23 protein-coding genes are annotated in these 26294 nt (G+C 59.0%); 2 read left to right on the top strand and 21 right to left on the bottom strand.

All coding sequences use genetic code 11. From position 1 onward, the window contains the following. Nucleotides 1–3: 3 nt before the first annotated feature. From AAF659_RS10000 to AAF659_RS09970, 7 genes are all read right to left on the bottom strand, one after another. On the bottom strand, nucleotides 4–3666 hold the full coding sequence (locus AAF659_RS10000; protein ID WP_349751601.1) for a LamG-like jellyroll fold domain-containing protein: 3663 nt from the start codon (nucleotides 3664–3666) through the stop codon (nucleotides 4–6). Between the two features lie 452 nt (nucleotides 3667–4118). Then, entirely contained in the window at nucleotides 4119–4532 is a 414-nt protein-coding gene (locus AAF659_RS09995; protein WP_349751600.1) for a hypothetical protein, read from the bottom strand. Next, nucleotides 4522–5295: a prepilin-type N-terminal cleavage/methylation domain-containing protein gene (locus tag AAF659_RS09990; protein WP_349751599.1), complete on the bottom strand. Its 774-nt coding sequence runs from the start codon at nucleotides 5293–5295 to the stop codon at nucleotides 4522–4524. The genes AAF659_RS09995 and AAF659_RS09990 overlap by 11 nt, the downstream gene beginning before the upstream one ends. Continuing rightward, entirely contained in the window at nucleotides 5295–5807 is a 513-nt protein-coding gene (locus AAF659_RS09985; protein ID WP_349751598.1) for a type IV pilus modification PilV family protein, read from the bottom strand. The genes AAF659_RS09990 and AAF659_RS09985 overlap by 1 nt, the downstream gene beginning before the upstream one ends. After that, a complete protein-coding gene (locus AAF659_RS09980) occupies nucleotides 5804–6262 on the bottom strand; it encodes a prepilin-type N-terminal cleavage/methylation domain-containing protein (protein ID WP_349751597.1) in 459 nt (152 codons plus the stop codon). The genes AAF659_RS09985 and AAF659_RS09980 overlap by 4 nt, the downstream gene beginning before the upstream one ends. Before the next feature lie 101 nt (nucleotides 6263–6363). Continuing rightward, nucleotides 6364–6858, bottom strand: a complete 495-nt coding sequence (locus AAF659_RS09975; RefSeq protein ID WP_349751596.1) for a type II secretion system protein — start codon at nucleotides 6856–6858, stop codon at nucleotides 6364–6366. A gap of 76 nt (nucleotides 6859–6934) precedes the next feature. Further along, nucleotides 6935–7456, bottom strand: coding sequence for a type II secretion system protein (locus tag AAF659_RS09970; RefSeq protein ID WP_349751595.1), 522 nt, complete (start codon nucleotides 7454–7456; stop codon nucleotides 6935–6937). 294 nt (nucleotides 7457–7750) lie between these two features. Here AAF659_RS09970 and AAF659_RS09965 point away from each other — a divergent pair, with 294 nt between their 5' ends. Next, on the top strand, nucleotides 7751–9661 hold the full coding sequence (locus AAF659_RS09965; protein ID WP_349751594.1) for an O-antigen ligase family protein: 1911 nt from the start codon (nucleotides 7751–7753) through the stop codon (nucleotides 9659–9661). A gap of 124 nt (nucleotides 9662–9785) precedes the next feature. On the opposite strand, the gene AAF659_RS09960 is transcribed toward AAF659_RS09965, so the two are convergent. The 11 genes from AAF659_RS09960 to AAF659_RS09910 all read right to left on the bottom strand — a co-directional run bounded on the left by AAF659_RS09960 (nucleotide 9786) and on the right by AAF659_RS09910 (nucleotide 21153). Continuing rightward, complete coding sequence (locus tag AAF659_RS09960; RefSeq protein WP_349751593.1) at nucleotides 9786–11012, bottom strand: type II secretion system F family protein; 1227 nt, start codon at nucleotides 11010–11012, stop codon at nucleotides 9786–9788. A gap of 2 nt (nucleotides 11013–11014) precedes the next feature. Then, nucleotides 11015–12889 (bottom strand): GspE/PulE family protein, encoded by a 1875-nt coding sequence (locus AAF659_RS09955; RefSeq protein ID WP_349751592.1) that lies wholly within the window; start codon nucleotides 12887–12889, stop codon nucleotides 11015–11017. 3 nt (nucleotides 12890–12892) lie between these two features. Further along, nucleotides 12893–13993, bottom strand: a complete 1101-nt coding sequence (locus AAF659_RS09950; protein ID WP_349751591.1) for a tetratricopeptide repeat protein — start codon at nucleotides 13991–13993, stop codon at nucleotides 12893–12895. Then, on the bottom strand, nucleotides 13990–14832 hold the full coding sequence (locus tag AAF659_RS09945; protein WP_349751590.1) for an ExeA family protein: 843 nt from the start codon (nucleotides 14830–14832) through the stop codon (nucleotides 13990–13992). Before AAF659_RS09945 ends, AAF659_RS09950 begins: the two co-directional genes overlap by 4 nt. Nucleotide 14833: 1 nt before the next feature. Then, the gene (mshL, locus tag AAF659_RS09940) at nucleotides 14834–16519 is read right to left on the bottom strand and encodes a pilus (MSHA type) biogenesis protein MshL (protein WP_349751589.1); all 1686 of its coding nucleotides are present in this window, start codon (nucleotides 16517–16519) and stop codon (nucleotides 14834–14836) included. 13 nt (nucleotides 16520–16532) lie between these two features. Continuing rightward, nucleotides 16533–16877 (bottom strand): hypothetical protein, encoded by a 345-nt coding sequence (locus AAF659_RS09935; protein WP_349751588.1) that lies wholly within the window; start codon nucleotides 16875–16877, stop codon nucleotides 16533–16535. Continuing rightward, complete coding sequence (locus AAF659_RS09930; protein ID WP_349751587.1) at nucleotides 16870–17547, bottom strand: hypothetical protein; 678 nt, start codon at nucleotides 17545–17547, stop codon at nucleotides 16870–16872. The genes AAF659_RS09935 and AAF659_RS09930 overlap by 8 nt, the downstream gene beginning before the upstream one ends. After that, complete coding sequence (locus AAF659_RS09925; protein WP_349751586.1) at nucleotides 17544–18155, bottom strand: PilN domain-containing protein; 612 nt, start codon at nucleotides 18153–18155, stop codon at nucleotides 17544–17546. The genes AAF659_RS09930 and AAF659_RS09925 overlap by 4 nt, the downstream gene beginning before the upstream one ends. Next, entirely contained in the window at nucleotides 18152–19102 is a 951-nt protein-coding gene (locus tag AAF659_RS09920) for a hypothetical protein (RefSeq protein ID WP_349751585.1), read from the bottom strand. Before AAF659_RS09920 ends, AAF659_RS09925 begins: the two co-directional genes overlap by 4 nt. A 118-nt stretch (nucleotides 19103–19220) precedes the next feature. Next, entirely contained in the window at nucleotides 19221–19721 is a 501-nt protein-coding gene (ssb, locus tag AAF659_RS09915) for a single-stranded DNA-binding protein (protein WP_349751584.1), read from the bottom strand. Nucleotides 19722–19791: 70 nt separating this feature from the next. After that, nucleotides 19792–21153 carry an MFS transporter gene (locus AAF659_RS09910; RefSeq protein WP_349751583.1) on the bottom strand — a complete coding sequence of 454 codons (1362 nt, stop codon included), beginning with the start codon at nucleotides 21151–21153 and terminating at the stop codon, nucleotides 19792–19794. Nucleotides 21154–21285: 132 nt separating this feature from the next. On the opposite strand from AAF659_RS09910, the gene uvrA reads away from it, so the two are divergent. Continuing rightward, entirely contained in the window at nucleotides 21286–24120 is a 2835-nt protein-coding gene (gene uvrA / locus AAF659_RS09905; RefSeq protein WP_349751582.1) for an excinuclease ABC subunit UvrA, read from the top strand. Nucleotides 24121–24190: 70 nt separating this feature from the next. Here the strand turns inward: uvrA and rplQ are convergent, their stop codons facing one another. The 3 genes from rplQ to rpsD are packed head-to-tail and all read right to left on the bottom strand — an operon-like array spanning nucleotide 24191 to nucleotide 26280. Further along, on the bottom strand, nucleotides 24191–24595 hold the full coding sequence (gene rplQ / locus AAF659_RS09900; protein WP_349751580.1) for a 50S ribosomal protein L17: 405 nt from the start codon (nucleotides 24593–24595) through the stop codon (nucleotides 24191–24193). Between the two features lie 38 nt (nucleotides 24596–24633). Next, nucleotides 24634–25635, bottom strand: a complete 1002-nt coding sequence (locus tag AAF659_RS09895; protein WP_349751579.1) for a DNA-directed RNA polymerase subunit alpha — start codon at nucleotides 25633–25635, stop codon at nucleotides 24634–24636. 24 nt (nucleotides 25636–25659) lie between these two features. Continuing rightward, the gene (rpsD, locus tag AAF659_RS09890) at nucleotides 25660–26280 is read right to left on the bottom strand and encodes a 30S ribosomal protein S4 (protein ID WP_349751578.1); all 621 of its coding nucleotides are present in this window, start codon (nucleotides 26278–26280) and stop codon (nucleotides 25660–25662) included. Nucleotides 26281–26294: the final 14 nt, after the last annotated feature.

The following is a 26294-nucleotide window of genomic DNA, read 5'->3' as shown; positions in this document are numbered from 1 at the left end:
CCCCTACTCCACCTCCCGCCAGTAGATGATGCGGTCGTGGCCGCGGTAGACGCCGAAGGTGGCGGTGGCGCTCGGGTTCTGAAGATTGCCGTCACTGTCGAAAGGTTTCAGCCAGTCAGGCACATTGAGCAGTTCAACCTCACTTTGCCGGTCATCGGGGTTGACTGGATCACGTGCTGAGCGCACTAGAATTTCATTACCTTCTTTCGGCTCGCCAGTCCCAAGCCCATACTCCTGCACAGCTGGGAAGTTATCAGGATTTTCAGTCCGAGGATTTTCTGCAACGTCCGAGCTTATGATTCTTACATCGCCACCCTCGGTTTCACTCCAAGGGTTGTACTGAAAACATCCCTCGCCGCTTGGCAACGTAGGGACGGTACTTTCATCAGCAGTGTTCAGCCTGAGGCGCCCACCCTTCCAGTACTCAGCCCGAAGGGGCAGAGTAAGATTCAGATTTTCCGGGCCATAAACGTTATCCAGCCGAATGCGCCCGTAGCGAATCTCAACACCCGTCGGGTGGATCTCGACCGGGTTCTGGTCTGAAGTCAGCTGGGCTTCGCCGTCGTCAATCGCCGTCACCTGCAACAGCAGATCGCTGTCGAACGGGTCGATCTTCGACGCTGGATTCTTAGTGTAGGTGTAGTCGTCATTGCCAAAGACGAAATCCATACGCCCGTTGCCCACGGGAACCAGGCTTGGCGCTTGCCGGGCGACGCTGACGTCCAGCCCGTTGCTGTCGTCCTGGCCGGGGTAGTCACGGGTCACATCATTGAACGTGAGTTTCTGCCAATCCTCGCGGTAGTTGTTGAGTACCGGGGGAGTGCCGGAGTTGGTGTAGCCCACTGGGGTGATCCGCACCTGAGGCTCCAGGGTGTAAGAGTGCTCCTGCCCGGTGTAGGTAAATCCGTTGCACTGGGCTTCGAAACTGCCGTCCGAACTCTGTGCGGTGAAGCGTTCCGGGTGGAAGCGCCCCACGAAACCGGTCTGACCGATCACCGTCGCCGAGCGACCCAGATAACTCCCGCCGATATCCGCCGCAATGGCGATGCTCCCGACCTCGTTGTACCGAGCGGCAACCGTTGCCTGCCCCGAAGAGAAGCCGCTGGCCGAGCTGGCTCCCGAAAGGCCGGGGTCGTCCGCACCAGAGGGGCCTGCTGCAATCTCGCCTGTCAGCGCAACGTTCAGCGAAGGGCCGTTCCCAAAGGCAGGGGTAGTGGGGTTGTCCGAAAGGTTCTTGTTGCCCGAGGGACCGTTGTTTCCGTGGTTGTCTGGGATGCCGTCGTCATCCGCATCGTCACCACTGCTGTGTGCCACAGCCCGAATCGCGATATCGAAGGACCTGCCCGCCGTCTGGAAGGGGTCACCACCAGCCGACGAGGCACCGGGGTTACCCGCAACGGATACATCGAACCCGAATGGCCGTACCGTCCACTGCTGCCCGACTCCCATAACCGGAATGGGATCACCGTTCTCATCAACCACGATTCCGGACGAATCGTCTTCCAGCTTAAGTTCATACTGACCCACGTCCGAGGTGAGCCACTGTGGTGAGGCGACTCCATTGCTGAAAGCCAATGTGACATTATTCGTCGCAGGTTTGCTGTTCGGCATGGAATCAGTGCTGACGCCGTCCAGGTCGGGACTGTCACCCTCCGGATCATCAGCGGAACGCTCAATCCACCCCTTCAGATCAATATTGCCATCATACTCACTCAATTGGGTGCATGAGTCACTCGCTGAGTCAGGCCGCCCTATAGCCTTCACCATCAAGTCGTGATCGCGCCCTGCCACGAAGTCGCTCCCCAAACTGTCATCCGAGGTGATTAAAAACGCGTTTTCCTGGAACTGGACGGGATCAGACGTTCCTGCTTGCCCACCGTTGGCGTCCGTCGCGGTGATCGTCAGGCTATCCGCTGTTTCGTTCGCCAAAGTCAGGCTTACACTGCCGTTATCCGCCTCAACAAAGCTGTAGTTGGCTGCACCGTCGTTGGCCTGGTGAGGGTCCGGGGACAATGTGCCTTGCCCAGACTCGAGAGCCCAGTTACCACTGCTTGAACTGGTGCTCAGGGCAGCCGTGCCTGTGTAATTACTTACAACATCTCCGTTGGCATCCAGTGCCGTAACCGTCACCGGTTCCGGCTCGCAGACACTGGCTGCTTCCGCAACATCAATTTCGAATGAATCCAGCAACGCATCACAAGGGAATGTGAGATCCTTTTTCTCCTGAATCTCCGACTCGCTCAGCGCACTGCCGAACATACGGAACTCATCGACCTGCCCCTGCCAATCCTCGCCTCCCTTGGCACTTTGGCCAATGCGCAGAAAGTCGACATCGTCGAGAACGCCCCCTAGATTACCTTCGCCCTCCACCAGGGTGGTGGCAACTTCCTCGCCATCAATGTAGATGCGGATCCTGTCGCCGGATTGCCAGGTCAGGGCCACGTGTTGCCACTCATTCTGGCTCTGGGTACCGCTTTCGGTCTCGACCTGGATGCAATCACTGGCCCCATCGCATTGATCCGTATTCAACGATGCCTTGATCAGGGCCGTATTACCGGTGCCAGCGCCCGAGGCATCATAACGAAGCCCCAGCCGGTTATCCTTATTATCGGTCGGCCCCGTATTGAGGATCCCCGCATCCACAGAAGTGCCCCCCGTATTGCGCACCCAGGCCATGACCGTGAGCTGGCTGAGGCCATTCAGATAGCCACCGGCATCACCATCGACAATATAATCCCCGGACCGAGCCAGATTGCCGTAGCGGCACGTGCCTGGATCACCACCAATGGCCGGATCAGGACTGGTGATGCCCGTATCCGCCGAGCCCTCGGCCGTGCCATTGTGTCCATTACCCGTGGCATCTTCTATTTCCCCCGAATTACCGGTCCACTCCTCTTCTTCCATCCGATAAGTGACTAAAGGGTTGGGCCCAAGGGAAATCTCCTCATCAAACGTAAAGGGCTCAGAAAAGGCAAGGAGGCCCGCCGCCTCGCCGAGGTGGTTTCTCTCAGGATCCTGGGACCGGTCCTCGTCAATCGTGAGTCGGATGGCATTGCTCGTGCGCCAACACTCGCGCAGCCAACCACCATCTTCCTCGCGTCGCGAATTCTTGGTGGCTACGGCAATGGGCGCTTCCGAAAAAGAAGTATTGAATGCTATGGCGTCGCATCCATTATCCCAGCCATCGGCGGCGGTCGCCAGAAAACGGCTTTCATAATTGACCACGGAATTATCAGTAGCGGTGAATTGGCCGTTTACCATGGCACTGAAGGCCACGTAACCGATAGCTTCTGGCTTATCTAGAGAGTCAAACCTGTAGTTTGAGCCGTTTGCACGATCAAACACTTCACTACGCTCCAAAGCGTAGTTAAACCCGGACGCATCAACGCGATCGATCGCTGTGGTCAGCCACGGATCTGAAGGCTCATCAGTGCTATCAGAAGTCTCATTGTTCGCGGTTTGAATGGCGGCAACCAGTGCTGGTGTGCCAGAGAACGACCCGCTAAAGCTGTGGCTGCCCCAGCGCTGCTTACCGGGCGGCAAACCATTAAATTGCATGAAATCGTCGCCACTGGGCGAACGCGAAGAAAGCCGTCCGGCCTCAACCACCGAGCCATCAGGAAGAGCGTGGACTCCCGGCTCAACCGCCACATAACGGATCGTCATACCGAGGTGAGCCCCGTCCTCAGAACGTGGCTCCCTCTGGGCAACTCTGAAGCTTGTGGTAGTCACCTGCTCTAATCGCAGTGCGGAGGGGTTACCCCCATTCCACGTCGGCATGGCAATAACAATAGGTGGCGTCTCGTACGTTTGTTTTAAAGAAACGTCAAAGGGGTCTTCTACTCCCCCGAAAAGGGTTGAGGGCAGCGTGATTGTCCCCGCTTCCATCTTCCAAGCAAGGGCCTGTGACGGTAACAAACAAGCCATCAAAACACTGATCAGCAGCAAAACAGCCTGTCTCATTGAGCGCGCACCGAGCAGCCCGGAGCCACTGCCGACGAACGGCGCCGCCTGAGCAACACCGGCGCTGGCGAACATCACAACGGAAGCCAGCCAGCAGACACAGAAAACGAAAGGTCTACGCCAGAGGACTCGAGTCATTGGTTGGCTGCGGTTTCTCATCGGACACGCACCTGCACTGAACGAGAGGCCTGCTCGGGTCCCTGGCCGCATTCACCGTCACTGGTCAGCGTGAATACCGTTTCACCGCTTGGCCCGCCATCGATATCGCCCTGGACCGATTCACATGACAGCGTAGCCTTGCAGCCCGAGAGGGCGCCTTTGCTAAAATTCAGCTTGGACTTTACCGCGCTGCAGTCAGCCCCCAGAACCTCCGTTACAGCTACCTGGGCCCCACTTTCCGCTGCGTAAAACGCTCTCTGGGAAAGAATCTGCTGGCTTATCGATGCGCCTGTGCTCTGCTGGAGCTGTGTCATGGCAACGGCAATCAGGGCGAGAACCGTGATCACAAAAATGGCTACGGGAAGCCCTGCTCCACGCTGGTATCTGAACGAGCGGACATCAGGGTACATTGCGGATCTGCACCTCCTGGCTGACATCCAGAGTTTCCTCTGAATCCGGATCCTCGAGCGTAAAGCGTACCGAAACAATAGCCCCCCGCGTCAGTGTGGGTGGGCTCACGTCGAACGACAACGAGTCGGATGCCAGATTCGCCGCCAGTACCTCGCGGTTCGGCATGGACGTCGGCAGGTCGGCCCCAATGGTGGGCTCGATATTGTAGTTTTGATAGCGATAGAGAAACTCACCGCCTTGGCAGAGCGTTTTGGGAGAGTCCACTATGAAAAATCGTTTCCTGGGTGAGTTGGTCGTGAATCGGTGGTTCTTGCCATCATCGAAATCAACACGCCCACTACTGTCCATTGAAGCGGGCGGGGAAATAGGCCCAGGGTTGGGGGTGGTCGGGTCATAAACATCGCCACTGTAACCATAGACAACCACTCGTCCTGTTTCGGATCCACCGCTTGGCAGGGGAATGGCATCAAAACCGCTCGGATCCGCACCCCGTGGCAGGTTCAGGTAGTTAGACCCGGCCTTCACCGGCATCCATTCGATACAGTCCCCGTTACTGCGAACAGAAGTCGGCAATGCTTCTCGAAGAGCCCGGCTGATCTGCTCACTGATGACAATACCGGACAACGCTCGCTGCTGGCGCGCGCTGGTGTCCACTGCGCCCTGGGTTGAGAAGGTTATGAAACGCACAGAGATGGTTGAGACAATGCCGAGCAGTATGATCACGATGATCAATTCGACCAGGGTGAAGCCGCGGCAACGCATCAGAAATTGGCCCTGTAAGCAGAGAGCGAGAACTCGGAATCAGCAGGCCCGGTGATCAACAGATCGATCCGCTTCGCGTCTGAAGCCGCCAACCCCACTTCTCCCCCAGCGCAGACAACGGTTACGCTTACTTCAAATCCATCATATCCGGACAGCGATGCACCCTTGGCTGTGCGGGGCGGCGCGTTGGTAATGGCATCGTAGTCATCCACATCATCGTAGGCGGACCGGTTGCTCTCCTCTGCGTTGATGGTACAGCCACTGACCGGCGGAACACCCCCCACCGGGGTGGCGTCATCGTATTTCTGGGCCAGGATCTCATCCATGTAAAATTGACCCAACTCGACGGCCCTTGTCTGGAATAATGAGTTGGCGCTCCGCCCCGACACCAGCGAGAAAGCACCCACGACGCCAGCAATGGCGACACTGATGATCACTATGGTCATCACCAGTTCAACCAGTGTGGCCCCGCTTTGCTCTGATTTTGACCAGCCCCCGTTTGGCGCCTTCATGGCTGGCAGCCCCCCTGGTAAACCGCGCCAAGCGAGCTAATGCAGGTGGTATAACTTGTACCGCTTCCGGAGAAGGTAAGCTCGGTATTGGCACCACTAGCCGGAGTGCCATCAGGTTGAAAGGTGATCGTGGGGGTAGTTGAAAGCGAGGCAGACTCGCGAGGCAGGCTGAACACACGTTCCGCGGAGGTACCTCCGCCTACAGTGAATTCGAACTCGTCGCCAACTTGCGCAACGGCTACGTCATCAGCCGGGTTGCCTGCCAGCGCCCCCTGCTGCGCGAGCCGCACCGCCGAGGCCAATTGTTGATTAGCGAGGAGCGGACTGAAGCCGCTGCGGTTGGCGAAAAGGCCAATCCCGAGGCTACTCAGGATGCCGATCAAAACCAATGTTATAACCAGTTCCACGAGCGTGAAGCCACCGCTATCGTCTAGGCGGATGGTGCAGCGCTTCATGTCAGCCTCGCGACGGCTCCGGGACGTCTGAAAAGCCGCCAAGTCCCGAAAGCTTTAGGACGTTTTTGGCGTTCAATGCATGCGACCCGATGGCTTTACGCCTAGCAGTCATCAACGTTTGTTGACACGGACGCTGGGCTGCTGAGCGAGCCACCGCTCGCAGCCGGGGCTGAGTATGTGGCGGCACAACCAGTACCCCCCGAATCCCCCGGAACGGTCAGTACGACTGACTGGTCAACGCCGTCGGTCCCCCAGCTACCACCGTTCGGCACATAATCCGACGAGCTGACCTGTGCCGCAAATCCGATACCGTTTTCTTCTGCGCTTGGGTACCCATAGACCACGTTGATCGTCTCACCAGACAAATCAACAGAATCATCAGCAGATGATTGGTCACATTCGGAAGAAGCTAGACACGCACTTCTTACAACACCAGTCGCCGATTTCATACTGCCTGCCAATCCTTCTATCGATGAAGAGCGTGCATCCCCACTAAGATCCGCAAACCGCGGCAGCGCAAACGCTGACAGAATGCCGAGAATCACGATCACAATAACCAGTTCGATCAGGGTGAAACCCTGCTGTTGACGTTTCATAAGGTACTCCTACAACCCTTTTTTGCATTTTAGATATATTGCCTCACAGTATGGCCCAATTCCTGCACTTTTCAAATCAGGGTTTGATCTCAGTGACTACCTCCCCCTCTTCAGGGTCGTACTCAATATAGTTATCACTGCCATCAGGCTGATAGGTGAATCGGCACTCACCGTCGTTGTTCAGAGTGGCAACATAGTCGACACCGCCCTCACTGTCACTGGTCGCAACCGTTGGCGCATTGGACTGAAGCAACGCGCCCCAGAGATCCACACACTGATCATCCGAGAGTTCGCCAGGCTTATTGGTACCGTCCGTGGAGACCGGCCAGCCCTCTGAACTCACGTCCACGGTCTCATCACCAAAACCCCTGAGATCATCCACCTCGCCAGGCGCTCCAATTCCGGTCCACTGCGCCTTGACCAGCGCCACCGCGGCCCCGAGTGCGCCACTGGAGCCACGAACGCTCGCCCGATGGGCTTCTTCCGATAACTCCGCAAACCGGGGCAACAGCGTTGCGGCAAGAATCGCCAGAATCACGATCACCACCACCAACTCAATCAAAGTAAAACCAGCGCTGTTTGCTTTTGTTGCCTTCACTGTAAAACCTTCTCCTCTAACGGTTTACGGCCTCAACCGGTTCCGGCAGCGCCTCGGGGCCTGAGCCAGCGTCAATCTCAACTAAGCCAATAGTGTGACAAATCGGACCGCTGAATCACATACCGCAAGAAAACACCATAATCCCGTAACGGCGCAAATCTCGCCTAAGATGTCCAGGAAAGAGCCATGCCAAATCACCCCAAAATGCTCTAACATGAAGCGCCAACACCAGAATAGCCGTCGATGCACCGAATGAAGGTGTCAATGACTGCCCGATCATGCCGAGGAAACCCGATGAGCTCTGCTGCAAAGACGTCTCCATGGGCCGCCAGCTTCGCAGCTGTATTCCTGATAATTGGGCTAGTCGCCAGCCTCTACTACAACCAACTGGACCCCATGTATTTGGGCCTCGCGGGGCTCGGCCTGATCAGCTCCTTCGCCATTGCGCTGTGGGATCGCGCGCCCTCGGGCTCCTGGCCGCTAACCGGGCCGCTATGGCTCCTGGGGCTTGTCTGGTTCTGGTGGTTTCTTCTCAGCGGTTTCAGCCCGGTGCTTTACCTGAGCGAGAGCGCCACGTGGACACTGGCAGCGCTTCCAGCCAGCGCCATTATCACGCTGTGGTTACGCCATTCCCAATGGTTTGTATCGATTACAGTTACTGCAGTGGGGCTACTGCTGGCGTCACTTGCGGTCATGGCCTGCTACCAGTTTTTCATTCAGGTCCAGCAACCGTCGGCCACCTTTCTCAACAAAAACAACTTTGCTGCTCTTGAGATGCTGGTGGCGTTAAGCGCGACCGGCATCGCGCTGCAGCATGGGCGTGGCTGGCGCAGCTGGGCCGGCATGGGCCTCATGGGCCTGCTGGTTTTTGTGGTCGGCCTGGTCGGCAGCCGTGGCGCCCTGCTGACCCTGGTGACCAGCATGGTTATCCTGCTTGTTCTTGCCTTCCGCAAAGGGGCCTCGAGGAACTCCGTTGTCAGCACGGGTCTTATTTTTATTGGCGCAACGGGTAGCGCCCAACTGGCCTCAATGGGTCAGCTGGGTGAGCGCGTATCCTCCCTCGCTGATCCCTGGACGGCCGGTGGCAGCCGCTTTGCAATCTGGAGAGGCTCGCTGGAACTCGCCCAGGACGCACCCTGGCATGGCATCGGACCAGGGCTGTATTGGCTCTTCTACCCGCCCTACCGGGCCATTGAGGATCAATCGGCGGCGTTCTACGCTCATAACGACTATCTCCAGTTCCTGATCGAGACAGGTTGGCCCGGGCTGCTGTTAATCCTGGCCAGTATGGCGATGCTGGCATGGTGGACAATTCCCCGCCTGATGGCTCGATCAGCCACTGATCAAAGCATTGAAGCGTCAGGTCTCTTCTGTGGCCTGCTTGCGGTCGTCACCCATAGCCTGCTCACATTCAACCTGTACCTCATGCCGGTCCTCTTTGTTATGGGGCTCGCGATTGGTCGACTCTTATCACTGCTGGGGCCGGCTTTCGAGGATTCGCTCGAACCAACGACGCGTACAAAGCCGGTTTTCAACCTGAGCCTGACACTGCTTCTGCTGATCCCCCTGAACCTTTACATCAACGCGCTGGCCAGCGGCTGGCACTACCATCGAATGGAGGAGACAAGAAACCGCAGCGCCCCCTTAACCGCGATGGCCCACATCAATAGCGCAATCAGCTGGTGGCCGGACGTCGATCTCTACCACTACGTCAAGGCGCAGATGCTGCTTAAATCCGCTCGGGCGATAGAGGGCGACCCTGCCGAATCCACCCTGTCGGCGATCAGATCCGAGCTCGACAAAGCCGTGACGCTCAACCCCTACCGGCCCGAGACACGTCTGTTGCGCGGGCGATTCTACCAAGCGCTGAATCAAAGTCCCGACGCCGACACCTCACCGGCCGAGGCGGCCCGAATCGCCTACCGCCATGCACTGGCCCTGGATCCGTACTTTCTACGAGCCCGCTTTCGCCTCGGGCGCCTACTGCTCGAAGCCAATCATATCGAGGCCGGCATGGCAGTACTCGAAGAGAACGTCGAACACCGTTATCCAAGCAACAAGGTCACGCTGAACTATTTTCGGCTTTTGAGCCGTACGCATGAGGCTTTGGAAAATCCCGCCAAAGCAGCACACTATCGCAAGCGGCTCCAAGAGGTTGCAGGTAAGCCAGCGCCAGCCTCACCCGGCTCCGAATTGCCCCAATGACCAGTCGTGAACAAAGATGGATGCCGAACGCAGCAAGCACAGCTCCAGGAGTGACGAGTGGCACGCTGAGAATGCCCCGCTTACGCCAGATATCCAGTCGCACCTCCATCAACCTGGTCCCCGTTCAGTTGATTGCGGCACTGCCCAGATCCCATACCGGCAGAAAGACCCCTAGCGCCAGGATCAGCACCAGTATCGCCACACCCACCAACAGTATGGGCTCTATGGACTCAGACAACCGGTTGAGCTGGTAATCCACTTCCTCGTCGTAGAAATCCGCTACATTGGTCAGCATCTCATCCACCGAGCCGGTCTCTTCGCCCACCGAAATCATCTGCATGATCAGGGGTGTAAACAGCCCGCTTTCACGCGCGGCGCGCAGCAGGCTGTCGCCGCGCTCAATAGAGGCGCGCATCTCGTGCAGGTGATGGGCAATCCAGGCGTTACTGTTGGCATCCGCCACCACCGAAAGCGCGCTGGTCACCGGCATGCCGGCAGACAGAGTTGTGGCAATGTTGCGCGAAAAGCGGCTCAGCGCGATCTGTTCCAGAATCGGGCCAATAATCGGGATCCTGAGCTTATAGCGGTCCCACTGAAGGCGCCCGTGCTCCGTGGCAATCCACCGCCGGACGCCCACAAACACCGCTACAATACCGCCTAGCAACGCCGGCCACCAAGTGGTCATGAAGTTGGAGGTCATGATCAGCACCTGGGTCAGGAACGGCAGATCCGCCCCCAGGCGCTCGAATGTGGAGATGAACTGGGGAATCACGAAGAAGTTAATAATTATCATGGCCGCTGTCAGCGCCACAATCACGAAGATCGGGTAACGGGTGGCCTGCTTGATGCGCCGGCGCGTGTCCCGATCAAGCTCCATTATCAGGGATAATCGGTAGAAGGCATCATCGAGATTACCCGTGTTCTCCCCCACGTGCACCATGGCCACAAACAGCCCAGAGAACACGCGGCTGTTCGCCTGCATGGCTGTAGCCATGGTGGTGCCGGTCTCCAGCCGGTCCGCCACATCGTCCAGGGCCTGGCTCAGAGCGCGGGATTTGCTGGTCTCGGCCAGCCCCCGCATGGTTCGGATAATCGGGATACCGGCCTTGGTGAGCGCGTACATCTGCCGGCAGAAAACAATCAGATCATCCAGCTTCACTTTGGGCTGAAACAGCTCAAGCCGTGCCAGCTGAGCGCCCAGGCTTTCGCCTTTGTCCGCTTCCGGCGCCACGGAAACCGGGGTAATGCCGCGACGCTGCAATTCGGCGGCAATGGCATCACGGGAACCGCCTTCCAATACGCCCTGCTCCAATGCGCCCTTGCTGTTGCGGCCCCGGTATTCAAAGCGCATGGTCAGTCTCCCGCCTCATCCGCCGTACCGCCACTGAGCGTGGCGGAAACCCGGGCAACCTCTTCAAGGGTGGTAATCCCCTCTTCGGCGTAGCGCAGCGCGCAATGGTCCAGGCTCTCATAGTCCGGCAAGGCCCGGGCTGCCCGCTCAAAACCAGAATAGTCAGCCCGGCGCAGGGCATCCAGCATAGCCTCGCTGAATTCCAGCAGTTCATAGACGCCGATACGGCCCCGATAGCCGGTATTGCTGCACTGATAGCACCCCTTGCCAACCACAAAACCCGCGCCGGGCGCCGCCTCCGATGTGGCGCCGGTGCCCGGGGCTGCTTCACCGTTATCCATCAGCTCATCAGAAAGCGTCAGCTCCAGTGATCCCTCATCGGCTGGGGGTGGCGCGGCCGCCGGCTCAGGCGGTGCTGACGCTGCCGGCTCACCACGCTCGCCGCGGATCCGGTCAATCCAGATCTGCTCCTGATGCGTTGGGGTGTAGGGCATCTGGCAGTTCTCACACACCCGCCGCACCAGCCGCTGGGCCAGAACGCCGGCAATGGAGCTGGATACCAGGAAGGGTTCCGCCCCCATATCCAGCAGCCGCATGGCACTGCTGACGGCGTCATTGGTGTGCAGCGTGGACAGCACCATGTGGCCGGTCATGGCCGCGCGCAGACCTATTTCAACCGTCTCCTGGTCACGCATCTCCCCCACCAGAATGATGTCCGGGTCCTGGCGCAGGGCCGAACGCAGCACCGATGCGAACGAAAGCCCGATCTGGCTGTTCACCTGAACCTGGGTGATGCGTGGCAGGCGGTACTCGACCGGGTCTTCGGCTGTGATGACCTTAACCTCGGCGTCGTTCAATTCAGCCAGCGCCCCATAGAGCGTGGTCGTCTTACCCGAGCCGGTGGGACCAGTCACCAGCATCATGCCATGGGGGCGATGAATGAGCCGGCGGAAGCGCTTCATGATCCCGGGAGGCATGCCGGTGGACTCAAGATCCAGAATCCCCTGGGACTGGTCCAGCAGGCGCATGACCACGGACTCACCGTACTGCACCGGCAGCGTGGACATCCGCACGTCGATGCTCCGGCCTTTGACGCGGATGTTGAAGCGCCCATCCTGGGGCATGCGCTTCTCGGAGATATTGAGCCCGGCCATCAGCTTGAGGCGCAGCACCAGCGCGGCGTGGATGCGCTTTTCCTTCATGACCTGTTCCTGAAGCACGCCATCAATGCGCTGACGGATGCGGATCACGGTTTCGTCCGGCTCGATGTGGACGTCCGAGCTGCGGGCCTGGATGGCATCCTCGAAGATCGTCTGAAGCAGGCGCACCACCGGTGCTTCGTTAACGTCCGTATCATTGCCTAGAGCAGCAAGGTCAAAGGCCTCGTCGCCGATCTCGTCTTCCAGCTCCTCGGCCAGGGACGCAATCTCATCCGTACGCCGGTACACCAGATCCAGAGTATTCAGTAGTTCACTTTCGCGCACCACGGCCTGCTTCACCGGCTGGCCGAGGAGCCGGGCCAGCTCGTCGTAGGCAAAGATGTCCATGGGGTCAGCCATACCCACCAACAGCTCACCGTTACGCTCGGCCAGCACGATCGCCCGAAAGCGCCGCGCTTGAGTCTCTGGCAGCTTTTTGACCAGCTCATGATCAAAGTTGTAATGGCGCAGTTGGACAAACGGAATGTCCAGCTGCTGCGACAGGAAATTCAGTAGCTGGTCCTCTTCAAGGTAGCCCAGATCCGTAAGCGTCTTGCCCAGCTTTCGGCCGGTGCGCTTCTGCTCGGTCAGCGCAGTCTGGAGCTGCTCCTCTGTAATGACGTTGTTCTCAACGAGAAGATCGCCAATGCGGACTTTACGGCGTGTTTCAGAAGCCATGCTCTACCCCTGCTCCGCAGCGAGCCGTTGCTCAATGTACTGGCGCAGCTGCGGCGCCAGACCCGGCAGTGACAGCGCCCGCGAATAAGCCGCTCGGGCCCGTTCATTCCGCCCCCTGCTTTCCATGGCAATGCCCAGACCCGCCCACCAGCGGGCATTGCTGTCATCCGTCTCAATCAATGCGGCCCACTGCTCAGCAGCCGCCTGATGGTCGCCGACCTGCTGATAGAGCGCCGCCATCATGGTGTGATAGGCCGGCATGGTGCCTGGTCCCGGTGGTTCAGCCTCCAGCCATTCCAGGGCGCTTGCTCTACCCTTGCGGGCCAGTGCCACACGGGCCCTGAGCAGCCGCAGCTGCGACGACGTCGCCACGACCTGCTCCGGAAGCCATTGCAGCGTCGCCCCGTGGTCTCCGCGTTCCAGGCTATACCGGGCCATGACAGCCCGCGAGCGTGGCATCTTAGAATCCTGTGTGACACGCTGATTCAGCTGTTCTTTTGCCTCGGCTACGCGACCATCGGCGAGCAGAGTTTCAAGCTCCCGCGAGAGGCGACGGTCTTTTTCAGCCGGCGTGAGTTCCCGCACCGTTGTGCTTTCAGTCGCCGTTTCAGAATCCGAGGGCTCAGCAACCGCTGCCTCACCGGAATCCGGAGCCGAAGGCTGAGACGGTGATGGCTCACCATCGTCAGGGCTATCGGCCTCTGCTGTGTTTTCAGCCTTGTCAGCCAGGGCAGCGGTCGTCTGCGCCGACTCCGTTTCTCCGTCCTGACCAGAACCCGCTGGTGCCACCTCTTGATCCGCTTTATCAGCCGTTTGGCGCTCCCAGTTCCCCGGCTCCGGTGAAACCGTTCGGATTAACGGTTCAGGATCAAGGGCCGGCACAGCCCCTCCCCTGCCTGAGTGCGAATCACTGATCCCCCACCACCAGAAGCCAGCACCAGCGGCCACAGCCACCAGCACAGCGGCAACGCCCAGAATCCAGCGCCAGGACGATGACGCCGGGGCGCTGGCTGCACTCAGCCCTTCTGGGATCGATTCCTGGCCGCTGCCGTCGCCTCCCTCGCGCTTCTCCAGGTCTCTCAGCGCGTCATTGAGCAGACTCATATCAGCCCTCCCAGAACGCCCGGGCGACGCACCACACTGTCCGTATCCTGTATGGCCTGACGAACGTGGCGGCTGGTGATTTCCCGCTCGCCACGCCCATAAGCCGCAATCAGTGCCTTATGGGCCAGTATGTTGATGAGCCTCGGTGTACCACCTGAGGCGCGACTGATCAGCCGCACCGCACCAGGCCGGAACAACCGGCCGCCATTCCAGCCCGCCTGAACCAGACGATGCTGGAGATAATCCGCGACGGTGTCCGGTGCCAGCGTCTCCAACCGGTGCTGAAAGGTGATGCGCTGGCTGAGCTGGCGCAGATCCGGCCGTGCCAGAAGTTCATCGAGCTCCGGCTGACCGAAAAGGACGACCTGCAGCAGCTTACGGCTTTCGGTCTCGAGATTGGTGAGCAGGCGCAAAGCCTCCAGCGTCTCCACCGGCATCGACTGCGCTTCATCAATCACCAGCACCACCGCATTACCGGCAGCCGCGTTTTCAATCAAATGCGTCTGGAGTGTCGATAGTGCCCTGTGGGTGTTGCTGGCATCCTGCAAGGTCACCCCCAGCTCATCCGCCAGGGCCTCGTAAAGCCCGGTTGGCCCCAGCTGCGGGTTGGGTAAATAGGCGGTGGTGAGCTCCCCCTCCAGGGCATTGAGCAGAAGGCGGCACAACAGCGTCTTGCCGGTCCCCACTTCGCCGGAGACCTTGATGAACCCTTCTTTTTGGCGCAGAGCCACCAGCAGCAGCTCCAGCGCCTGATCGTGACTCGGCGCACGCAGGAAGTAGCGCGTGTTGGGCGTCAGTGAGAAGGGGGCATCCCTAAGGCCGAAAAACGCCTCGTACATGCTATCTGTCCCGCGTGGCGTCCGCCGCCGGCTCTGGCTTCGGGGACTCATTGGATTCCATGATTCGACGCAGATCGCGGATACGCTGGCGGCTCTCCTTCACGTCCTGAGTGTAGCGGTCCGCGTTCGCGATCATGGGCTTGAGCAGGATGACCAGCTCGCTCTTGCTGGATTCATAGTCACGCTGCTTGAACAGTTCACCGATCACAGGGATCTCACTGAAAAACGGTACTGCGGAGGTGGTTTCCTCGGTCTTGTTCTGGATCAGGCCACCGATGACCACGATCTGGCCACTGCGGGCACGCACCACGCTGTCTGTCTCACGAACGGTGCTCAGCGCCAGAGGCAGAGTTACGTCCCGATCACCAATGGTGATGAGCTTTTCCTGATCGTCCACTTCCGTAACCGACGGATGGACATGCAACGTGACCACATCCTGATCGCTGATCTGCGGCGTTACGTCCAGCGAGATACCGGAAAAGAAAGGCGTCAGATCCACGGAGGTGGAACGGGATGTTTCTTCCCCCCCCGTAGCATCATCTTCAAAATCGAGATCCGTGACGAAGAACTCGTCACTGCCCACCTTGATGACGGCCTTCTCATTATTGACCGTGGAAATCCGCGGGCTGGAAAGCACCTGGACGTTACCCTGCCGGCCAAGAAGCTGGATCAGGCTGTTGAAGCCTTGAACATCAAGCGCGGTCGAGAAGACCCCGCCGCCCTGAGTTGTGGTTCCGATGCTGCTCAGGCTACTCTCGACCGTCCCGCTTCCGACTTCATCCACTGAATTCCAATTGATGCCCTGCTGGAAGTCCTCGCTGAGTTCGACCTCGAGAATCCGTGCCTCCAGAATCACCTGGCGTTTGGAGATCAGCTGCATCCGGCGAAGGTAGTCCGCCACCGTCCTAAGTTCGTCCTGACGGGCATGCACCACGACGACACCGGAACCTGGGTTCGTGATCACCCGCTGGCCACGCTCCTGGCCCACCATAAGATTGAGCGAGCTCCGCAGATCGGCCCAGAACCGAGACTCTGAGGTTGTGGTAATACGCGTTCCGACCACAGTCCCGTTACCAGAGCCGCTGCTGCTGTCGCCGGACCCCGAACTGGAACTGGCATCCCCCGAACTGGTGACCTGCCCCGAGCGTACCTGGGTCTTTGAATTCCCGCTGCGCTGGATGTCCAGATAGTCCACCTGGAAAATACGAGTTCTCAGACCGGCAGGGCGTACGCGATAGATGCGCCCTTCCCGGTTAACCTGATAGCCATAGAGATCGGACACCACATCCATGACTTCATCCAGGGTAACCTGAGTCAGGTCGAGGGTCACATTGCCTTCAACGGCCGGATCCACTACCACATTGTAGGAAGTGCCATCGACCAGGCTTCGGAAGAAAGTAGGCGCCGCGAGGCCACGGGCATTCACATTAAACCGCTCTTCTTTTCCGGAACCGGATGCTACGGGCCCTGAAAAATCCGGCATCAAGGCACCGGTCACCTCATCCGGTGCCTGAGGAGAAGCCGCACTGCCCTGATCAGAGCCGGCTTTCTCGAGTTCCTGCTCAATCCGCTCTGTGGTTTCAGTGGATGTTGCCCGCTGGGTCTGCATCAGCGGATTACCGGCACACCCCACCAGAAACAGGGCGAGCACCACTGGGATCGGGTATGAGAAGAAACGCTTTCGCATATCGTTTAACCTGCTACTCGCGCCGGATCGACGGCGCGCTCTCGAGTTCAAGTGTGTACTGCTGCCCGCCGATCTCGATGAGCACACGATCGACACCAATGCGGACAATGGTGGCATTTGCCAGCGTACCGCCTTGGGCCAGTGTTGTGCCGTTGATCACAGCCCGCCGGCGCTGATCGCCCACCAGTATGGAATCGAGCCGGAATTGGCGTGCTGGCGAGACACTGTTTTTTTGCTGGGTCGCATCCATGGGCGGTTTAGTAGGATCCGGAAGTGATTCGTCGCTGCTGGCGCCAAAAGTCAAAGGCACCACCATGAAAACGCCTGCTATGACGCTGAAAAAACGTCTCTCAGACACCCAGCCACTCCTTATGCAGACTCAGCGTATGCATCCGGATCCGAACCCTGGCCCCCGGCCAATCCTGCGTTCTGTAATCCAGCGAGCGCCACCCCAGGCGCTCATCCAGACCCTCAAGGTCCCGCAGATAGGCCAGCACATCATGGAAACCGCCGCTGACAGTAACTTCCACCGGATGCGCGTAAAGACTGGCATCCTGTTTGTTGTTTCCGGTTTCACTCTGCTCACTGACAACAACCGGTTCCGGTGCCCGGTGGGAAACGCTCGCCAGCGTTACCCCATCATGCCGCGCCAGCATACGGCGCAGCAGAGCTACCATCTCCGGCGGACTGATCAGCCCTGTGGTCAGTTCTTCCAGCTGCTGGTCATAACGCTCAAGCCGCTTCTGGAGCTGGCTGATGCGTTCATGCAGAGGCTCGTTAGGATCTTTTTCTAACTCCCGTAGCAGCTTATCCTCCTGCTGGGAGAGGCTCTCCATGGATTGCTGCTTGCTTTCGATGCGCTCGGCCACACGGGTCTGGGCCTGCATAACCGGCGTAACCAGCAGCTGCCAGGCCCCCAGCGCTACAACCGCGGCGGTGGCCACCAGCATCAGAACCCGCTCACGGCGCTCACGTGCCAGAAAGGCAGCCGCAAACGCCTGCCAGCGTTGGCGCAGGCGCTCCTTCATTCGTCTTCCTCCGGCGTATCACGAGTAGACGCCACTTCAAAACTAAGGGGCTCTCCGCCTTCCGGACGTTCAATGACAAAACGAGCGAAGCGACGCCCCTCAAACACGGATTCCTCTTGAAGTCGCTGAAGATACTCCGGTACGTTCTGCCCGTCCCGGGTACGACCTGCCAGCCCCAGGCGATCACGCATCAGATCCACCCGGATCCGGGTGAGCCAGAGTCCATCCAGGCTCTGGCGGGCCAAGCCTTCAAGATAGGGCGTAAAGCCTTCGCTGCTCGCTTGAGCAACCGAATCGGCTCGCTCTACGAGGCGCCGACGATCCCGAACCCGCTGCTCAAGCCGCGTCACTTGCTGCTCAAGCGCAGGATCTTTCTGGCGTGCCTCAACCTGATCCTGGAGGGTCTCTACTGACTGCTGCTTTCGGCTCTCCCTGGATGCCAGGTCTTCAAGCCGGGCTTGCGCGCCGGCCAGCTGATACCGCAAAACCCCACTAACACCGGCAACCACCAGAAGCACAAGCGCCCCTACACCCAGCGCCCTTCCAAGGGTCAGCCATTCGCGAGAAGGCCGGAAGGCATCGGTATACAGGTTGATGGATTGCTTCATACAGCACCGCCATCATCACTCAGCAGTGTAGCCGCCGCCAGGGCACTTCCCGGCTCTGGCGTGATTCCTGAAAACACATCGCTCCAATCCAGATCAACCACCTCGGCAGTCACTTCGGAGTTGAGCATCCCCGCCAGTGGCAGGGCTTCCGGATGCCCGGCCAGCTGTACGCGGGGAGGGGGAATCTGGCGCAACTGACTCTCGTAATAGTCCAGCGAGCGCTGGATCTCCAATGCCAGATCCTGAACCGTCTGCTCCTGAGTAGCGGCGTCCCGCAACTGGGCGTGTGAAACATCCAGGCGGCGCGCCATGTAAAGCACTGGGCCACGGCAGAACACCACGTGGCCATTCTTCCTGCCGAGATAGACTATTGCCGCGCCCCGCTCCTCGAGGTCATCAAGCGCGAGCAGATTGCGCAATGCGAGCTCGGCGATGTCGATGGCTTCCAGTGCAAGCCCCGCTTCATGGACGATGTCGACGATCTGTTGGATTTGGTTCTGATGGGCACAGACGGCATTAATGAGAGACCCCCGGTCCCGGGAGGCGTCTTCCGGGAACGGAAAGGTATCAATAACCGCTTCAGTGGCGGGGTAATCAAGCAGGTCGCCCAGTTTCCAGCGCACCGCTTCGGCCAGCTCCCCGGCCTCCACATTAGGGCGTTCAGCCTGGAAGATCTGGTACTGGTTCTGGCCCAGCACTACTTTGGTCCGGGCTCCCTCCAATCCCTGTTCACTTACGAGCGTTTCCAGTGAGACTTCAGGTGCCACGGAGCCAGTCCGAAGCCCGCCATCGGCGTCACGGATTGCCCAGTACGTCGCCTCTTCCGCCAGTTCTAGACCAAGACGACGACGAGGATGGTGCCGGGCGAATGGGTTTCTGAGGAATCGGCGTGTGAACAAATCAACCGTCTGCGCTGTTCCGGAAATGGCGCACTGCTGGACCAGCATGCCTGCTTGAGCTCCAGTATAGTTCAGGATCCAAACAGTTTCACGCTGCTCAGGCACTTATCAACGTTATTTGACACAGCGCCGAGTTTTGCCGCCGTAATCGAGCCTACGTTGACCTCTAGAAGGGAATGTCGTCGTCAAAGTCATCGACTGGATCAGGCATTCCGCTTCCTTGGTTCTGATCGCCACCCTGGGGTGCATAACCACCACCCTGGGAGGGAGCGCCCTGGGCGGCTGCCGGAGCACCACCGCCGGTGCCGGCGTTATCGCCACCACGGCTGTCGAGCATCTGCATCTGGCCATTGATATCGACAATGATCTCGGTGGTATAACGATCCTGACCGTTCTGGTCCTGCCACTTGTTGGTCTGCAGACGACCCTCAATGTAGACCTTGGACCCCTTACGCAGATACTGGCCGGCGACTTCCGCGATCTTGCCGAACATAACGATACGGTGCCATTCAGTGCGCGGCACCATCTGGCCGGTATTGCGGTCCTTGTAGCTTTCGTCCGTTGCCAGCCTCAGGTTGGTAACCGGGTTACCATTGGCCGTGTACCGGGTCTCTGGATCCGCCCCCAGATTGCCGATCAGAATGACCTTGTTTACGCCTCTCGCCATGCTCTGCTCCTGTTCCTTTCTATTTATGCGCTGTTATGCGTTACAGGAAACCCTCCGGTGGTTTCCTTCGTCACTCCTGCTGCGCCACAAAAGGCAGCCGCCACAGGGCTTGTTCATCAAATTGTTGGCGATCCACCTTGAGCCAGGCTTCGCTGCTGGCAACCAGCACCACGGCGTCATCCACCCCCGCAATGCCCATAAAGGCCTCCCTCATGGTTCGTGGATCCTGTTGGTGGTCCTCACTCAGTTGTAACGCCAGGCTTGTGGCGTAACGTGGTGGCGCCATAGTGAGCACCAGTGCGAACCACGCAACGATCGCAATCAGGATAAGAACGATAACACCGCTGGCACCAGCGAAACCAGAGAGCCACCCTCCAAACGCCCCGCCTACAAACGAGCCCATGAACTGGCTGGTAGAGTACACGCCCATGGCTGAGCCCTTGCCGGCTGCCGGAGCCTCTTTGCTGATCAGCGAAGGCAGCAGCGCCTCCAGAAGATTGAAGCCGGTAAAGAAGATGAAAAGGACGACCCAGAACGCCGCCACGCGTTCCCAGCCAATCCCCATCAGCGCCACAGCGAGACCCAGAAGACCCACTGAAAGTGCCATAACCTGCTTTAGACGGCGCTTTTTCTCACCGATGATGACCAAAGGCAGCATGGCTACGAATCCAGTGCCCATTACCGACAGATACACCCACCAGTGCTGGTTTGTGCCCAGCCCCAGATCCTCGAGCGTCAGGGGTACGATCAGAAACAGCGCGGTCAGCGTCAGATGCAGCACAAAAATACCGGCATCAAGCCGCAGCAACCGCCCTGATGTGAGCACCTGGCGAAGCTGATCCCGGGCTGGCAGCGCATCCGGCTGATGGGAACGGATTTCAGGCGTTGGCACAACAGTTGCCACCAACACCATACCGATGCCCGCCAGAACCGCCGTTAACAGGAATATTCCGGTGAGGCCATAAGCGTCGCCGATCATGGGGCCAAGAACCAGTGACAGAGCAAAGGCCAAGCCGATGGACAGACCGATGCTGGCCATTCCCTTGGTGCGATTCTCCTCGCGAGTGAGATCGCTGGCCAGAGCCATGAGCACGCTGGCGATAGCCCCCGAGCCCTGCAGTATGCGCCCGGCAATAACCCCCTGTATGGAGTCCGACCAACCTGCCACCAGACTGCCCGCAGCAAACAGCACCAACCCAAGCTGGATCAGCGGCTTGCGGCCGAAACGGTCGGACAGCATGCCGAACGGAATCTGCAGAAGTGCCTGGGAAAGCCCATAGGCCCCCAGCGCAACACCCAGAAGCGCCGGGCTGGCGCCCTGCAGATCCCGCCCGAGCAGCACAAACACCGGCAGGATCATGAACAGACCGAGCATGCGCGAGCCGTAGACCGACGCCAAGGCGCCTATAGCACGTTTTTCAGTGGCATTCATTCAAAGCCCTCCAGAAAAGCGGTGTCATCTTAGCACAGGGCTCGCGCCTTACTCATCGATTCAGATCAATCCATCTATGGCGGCGTGCCAGTAACCCCTATAATGGCGGTTTTGCCCAGCCTTTGGAGCAACATGAACCACATCCGCATACGGGGCGCACGCACCCACAACCTGGCATCAGTGGATCTCGATATCCCGAGGAATCAGCTGGTGGTGGTCACCGGGCTTTCCGGCTCTGGCAAGTCATCACTGGCATTCGACACCCTCTACGCGGAAGGCCAGCGCCGCTATGTGGAATCGCTCTCCACTTACGCCCGCCAGTTTCTTTCCATGATGGAGAAGCCCGACGTGGATCACATGGAGGGACTGTCACCGGCAATCTCCATTGAGCAGAAGTCCACCTCCCACAACCCCCGCTCCACGGTCGGCACCATCACCGAGATTCACGACTACCTGCGGCTTCTGTTCGCACGTGCTGGCGAGCCGCGCTGCCCGGTGCACGATGAACCGCTGGACGCCCAGACGGTAAGCCAGATGGTGGATCAGGTGCTGAACCTGCCTGAAGGCAGCCGCATGATGATCCTCGCGCCCCTGATCAGCGAACGCAAGGGCGAGCACCAGCAGGTTCTGGATGAGATGCGCAGCCAGGGGTTCATTCGACTCCGCGTTGACAGCCAGGTGTACGACATCGACGCTCTGCCCTCGCTGGATCCCAAGCGCAAGCACAGCATTGAAGTGGTCGTGGATCGCTTCCGGATCCGGGAAGGGCTACAGCAGCGCCTGGCCGAGTCCTTCGAGACCGCACTAGCCCTAGCCGATGAAACCGCTCGCGTGGCCTCCATGGATGAGGATGGCTCGGAAGAGCTGGTTTTCTCCGCACGCCATGCGTGCCCCCAGTGTGGTTTCTCTATCAGCGCACCAGAACCCCGGACGTTTTCATTCAACAACCCTGCAGGGGCCTGCCCAACCTGTGACGGGCTGGGTGTCGATCAATTCTTTGACCCCGAACGCCTGATCCGCAACCCTGAGCTTACTCTGGCTGAAGGCGCAATACGGGGGTGGGACCGGCGTTCAGTCTATTATTTCCAGATGCTCGAAAGCGTTGCCTCCCACTACGGCTGCGATCTCGACACCCCCTGGGAGCAGCTGCCGGAATGGTTCCAGCGCACTGTACTTCATGGCACCGGCGACGAACCGGTCACCTTTCGCTACGTCAACTCCAAGGGGCAGTCCGTCGACCGCGATCACCCCTTTGAGGGGGTCATCCCCAACCTGGAGCGCCGCTACCGGGAGACGGATTCCCAGACAGTACGCGATGAAATGGCGCGCTCGCTGAATTCACGCCCCTGCCCGGACTGTTATGGCTCACGCCTGAACGAGGTGGCCCGGCATGTTTTCATCGGCGAGTGGACGCTTCCGGCAATGGCCCGACTTTCCATTGCCCATTCTCTGGAGACCGCACGGTCGGTCACGCTCCCCGGGTGGCGCGGCCAGATTGCCGAGACCATTCTCAACGAAATCCGCAAGCGCCTCGAATTTCTGGTGAACGTGGGACTGGGCTATCTGACCCTGGAGCGCAGTGCGGACACTCTCTCCGGCGGCGAGGCCCAGCGGATCCGACTCGCTAGCCAGATCGGCGCTGGGCTCGTGGGCGTGATGTACATTCTCGACGAGCCCTCAATCGGGCTCCACCAGCGTGACAATGAGCGCCTCCTCAATACACTCAAACGCCTGCGCGATATGGGCAACACCGTCATCGTGGTGGAACACGACGAAGATGCCATCAGAGCAGCGGATCATATTGTGGATATCGGCCCAGGCGCCGGTATCCATGGGGGACGAATCATTGCCGAGGGTACGGCGGACGCTATTGCGGCGGAACCCGAATCAATCACCGGCCAGTATCTCACCGGCCAGCGGCGGATCGCGATCCCAGAAAACCGCACCATCGCCGGTGAGCGCTGGATCACACTCAACGGTGCGAGGGGCCACAACCTCCAGGGCGACCAGGTGCGCATACCGATTGGCTTGATGACCTGTGTAACCGGGGTTTCCGGCTCTGGTAAATCCACTTTGATCAACAGCACTCTTTACCCGGCGGCCGCACGTCAGCTTAATAACGCCACAAGCCTGTCACCAGAGCCCCATCAAACCATCGAGGGGCTGGACGCATTGGATCGCGTGATCGATATCGACCAGAGCCCGATTGGGCGTACCCCGCGATCAAACCCCGCCACTTACACAGGGCTTTTCACTCCGATACGAGAGCTGTTTGCAGGAACGCAGGAAGCGCGATCACGGGGGTATAAACCCGGCCGATTCAGCTTCAACGTCAAGGGCGGACGCTGTGAAGCCTGCCACGGAGATGGCGAAATCAAAGTAGAGATGCACTTCCTGCCGGATATATACGTGCCTTGTGATGTTTGCCAGGGACAGCGCTATAACCGCGAGACTCTGGAAATCACCTACAAGGGTAAAAACATACACGAAGTGCTCTCCATGACCATTGAGGAGGCCAGGGACTTTTTCGACTCCGTTCCCTTCTTGGCCCGTCGACTTCAGACACTCATGGAGGTCGGCCTGTCGTACGTTAAGCTTGGCCAGAACGCCGTTACTTTGTCAGGTGGCGAAGCCCAGCGCGTCAAGCTGGCCCGGGAGCTTTCCAAGCGGGATACCGGCAACACACTGTACATCCTGGATGAACCAACAACCGGCCTTCACTTCCACGACATTCAGCAGCTTCTTGATGTTCTCCATACCCTGCGAGATCACGGCAACACCGTGATCGTTATCGAGCACAACATCGATGTCATCAAGACTGCTGACTGGCTCGTAGACCTCGGCCCGGAAGGTGGCGATGGCGGCGGTCGCCTCCTTGCCGGGGGAACGCCGGAACAGGTTGCCACCGTGGCTGACTCCCATACCGGTGGCTATCTGGCGCCAATCCTTCAGGTTCGCACCCCATAAAAAAAGCCGGACGCTTGGTCCGGCTTTTACGTGAGGCACTGCCTGACACGGTCAGGCATCAGAGCGAGGCTCAGTCTTCGTCCTCGTCATCCTCATCGTCTTCCACGTATTCAACAACCGGACGCCCGATGACCTCTACATACGCCATAGGCGCATTGTCGCCGGCCCGCAAGCCGCACTTGAGAATCCGCAGGTAACCGCCCGGACGGGATTCGAACCGGGGACCGAGCTCTTCAAAGAGCTTAGTCACCGTCTCGTCATTGCGCAGCCGCGCAAATGCCTGACGCCGGTTCGCCACCGAATCTTCTTTGGCAAGCGTGATCAGCGGCTCTGCCACCCGGCGAAGTTCCTTCGCCTTTGGCAGCGTCGTCTTGATCAGCTCATGCTCCACCAGAGAAGCGGTCATGTTGCGGTACATGGCCTTCCGGTGTGAACTGTTGCGGTTTAATTTACGACCACTCTTACGATGACGCATTGCTCTAATTCCTTAAATCAAAATCAGCGGTTCAGCGATCAGCCACCAAGGACCCGGTCATCACCGCGCAGGCTCGCCGGCGGCCAGTTCTCCAGCCGCATCCCCAGCGAGAGACCACGGGAGGCCAGCACATCCTTGATCTCGGTCAGCGATTTCTTGCCGAGATTGGGGGTCTTCAGCAGCTCCACCTCAGTGCGCTGGATAAGATCGCCGATATAGTAGATGTTCTCCGCCTTCAGACAGTTGGCCGAACGAACCGTCAACTCCAGATCATCAACCGGACGCATCAGAATTGGATCAACTTCCTCTTCTTCCTGCGACTCTTCCGGTTCTTTCTCCTGATCGAGATCCACGAATACCGACAGTTGCTGCTGCAGGATAGTGGCGGCGCGCCGGATTGCTTCTTCAGGATCGATGGTACCGTTGGTATCCAGATCAAGAATCAACTTATCCAGGTCGGTCCGCTGTTCAACACGGGCACTCTCAACCATGTAGGAAACACGGCGGATGGGACTGAAGGTCGCATCGATCTGGAGACGCCCAATCGCACGGCTTTCCTCATCCTGCTCGCGTTGATCCGCGGGCTCATAGCCACGACCAGCGCTCACTGTCAGCTTCATGTTGAGCTCACCAGCCTTCGACAGGTGGCAGATCACCATATCCGGATTGACAATCTCAACGTCATGATCAAGTTGGATATCCGCCGCGGTCACAGGCCCCTCTTCCTTTTTGGAAAGGGAGAGCTCGGCATGATCGCGACCGTTGAGCTTGACGGCCAGCCCCTTGAGGTTCAAAAGGATTTCTATAACATCCTCCTGAACACCCTCTATGGCACTGTACTCGTGCAGCACTCCATCGATCTGTGCCTCGGTGACTGCACTCCCGGGCATGGAGGAGAGCAGAATCCGCCGCAGAGCATTACCCAACGTGTGGCCAAAGCCCCGCTCAAGAGGCTCCAGTACCACGCGGGCGTGGGTTTGGGTCTGCTCCTCAACATTAATGCTGCGAGGAGTCAGGAATTCAGTAGCTGAACGCTGCATTGGACGCCCCTATTTCGCTGTCCGTTACTTGGAGTAAAGCTCGACGATCAAGCTCTCGTTGATGTCCGCAGACATCTCACTGCGCTCCGGACGGGAACGGAAAGTTCCCACGAGCTTGTTGGCGTCAACGTCGACCCACTCAATGGCCGCACGGCTGTTAGCCAGCTCCAGTGCGTTGCGGATACGAAGCTGGTTCTGAGCCTTCTCACGAACGCGGATCTCGTCGCCAGGCTGAACCTGATAGGACGCCACGTTGACGGTGCGGCCGTTGACCTGCAACGCCTTGTGAGAAACCAATTGACGTGCTTCGGCTCGAGTGGCGCCGAAACCCATCCGATAAACCACGTTATCGAGCCGGCACTCCAGCAGCTGCAGCAGGTTCTCGCCGGTCGAGCCTTTACGGCGAGTAGCCTCCTGGTAGTAATTCCGGAATTGTTTCTCAAGCACACCGTACATACGGCGTACCTTCTGCTTTTCCCGAAGCTGGGTTCCATACTCGGAAACCCGGGTGCGCCGCGCGCCATGCTGACCAGGCGCTTGGTCGACGTTGCACTTGCTTTCGAGCGCCCGGACCCCGCTCTTCAGGAAGAGATCTGTCCCCTCGCGGCGAGACAGTTTACATGTTGGACCAATGTAACGTGCCATAAATCGCTGTCTCC

The organism is Salicola sp. Rm-C-2C1-2 (assembly GCF_040196175.1).
In the GTDB taxonomy this organism is placed as follows: Bacteria; Pseudomonadota; Gammaproteobacteria; order Pseudomonadales; family Oleiphilaceae; genus Halospina.
The sequence above is the reverse complement of the archived record's forward strand: the minus strand, read 5'-3'. Positions and strand labels throughout refer to the sequence as shown.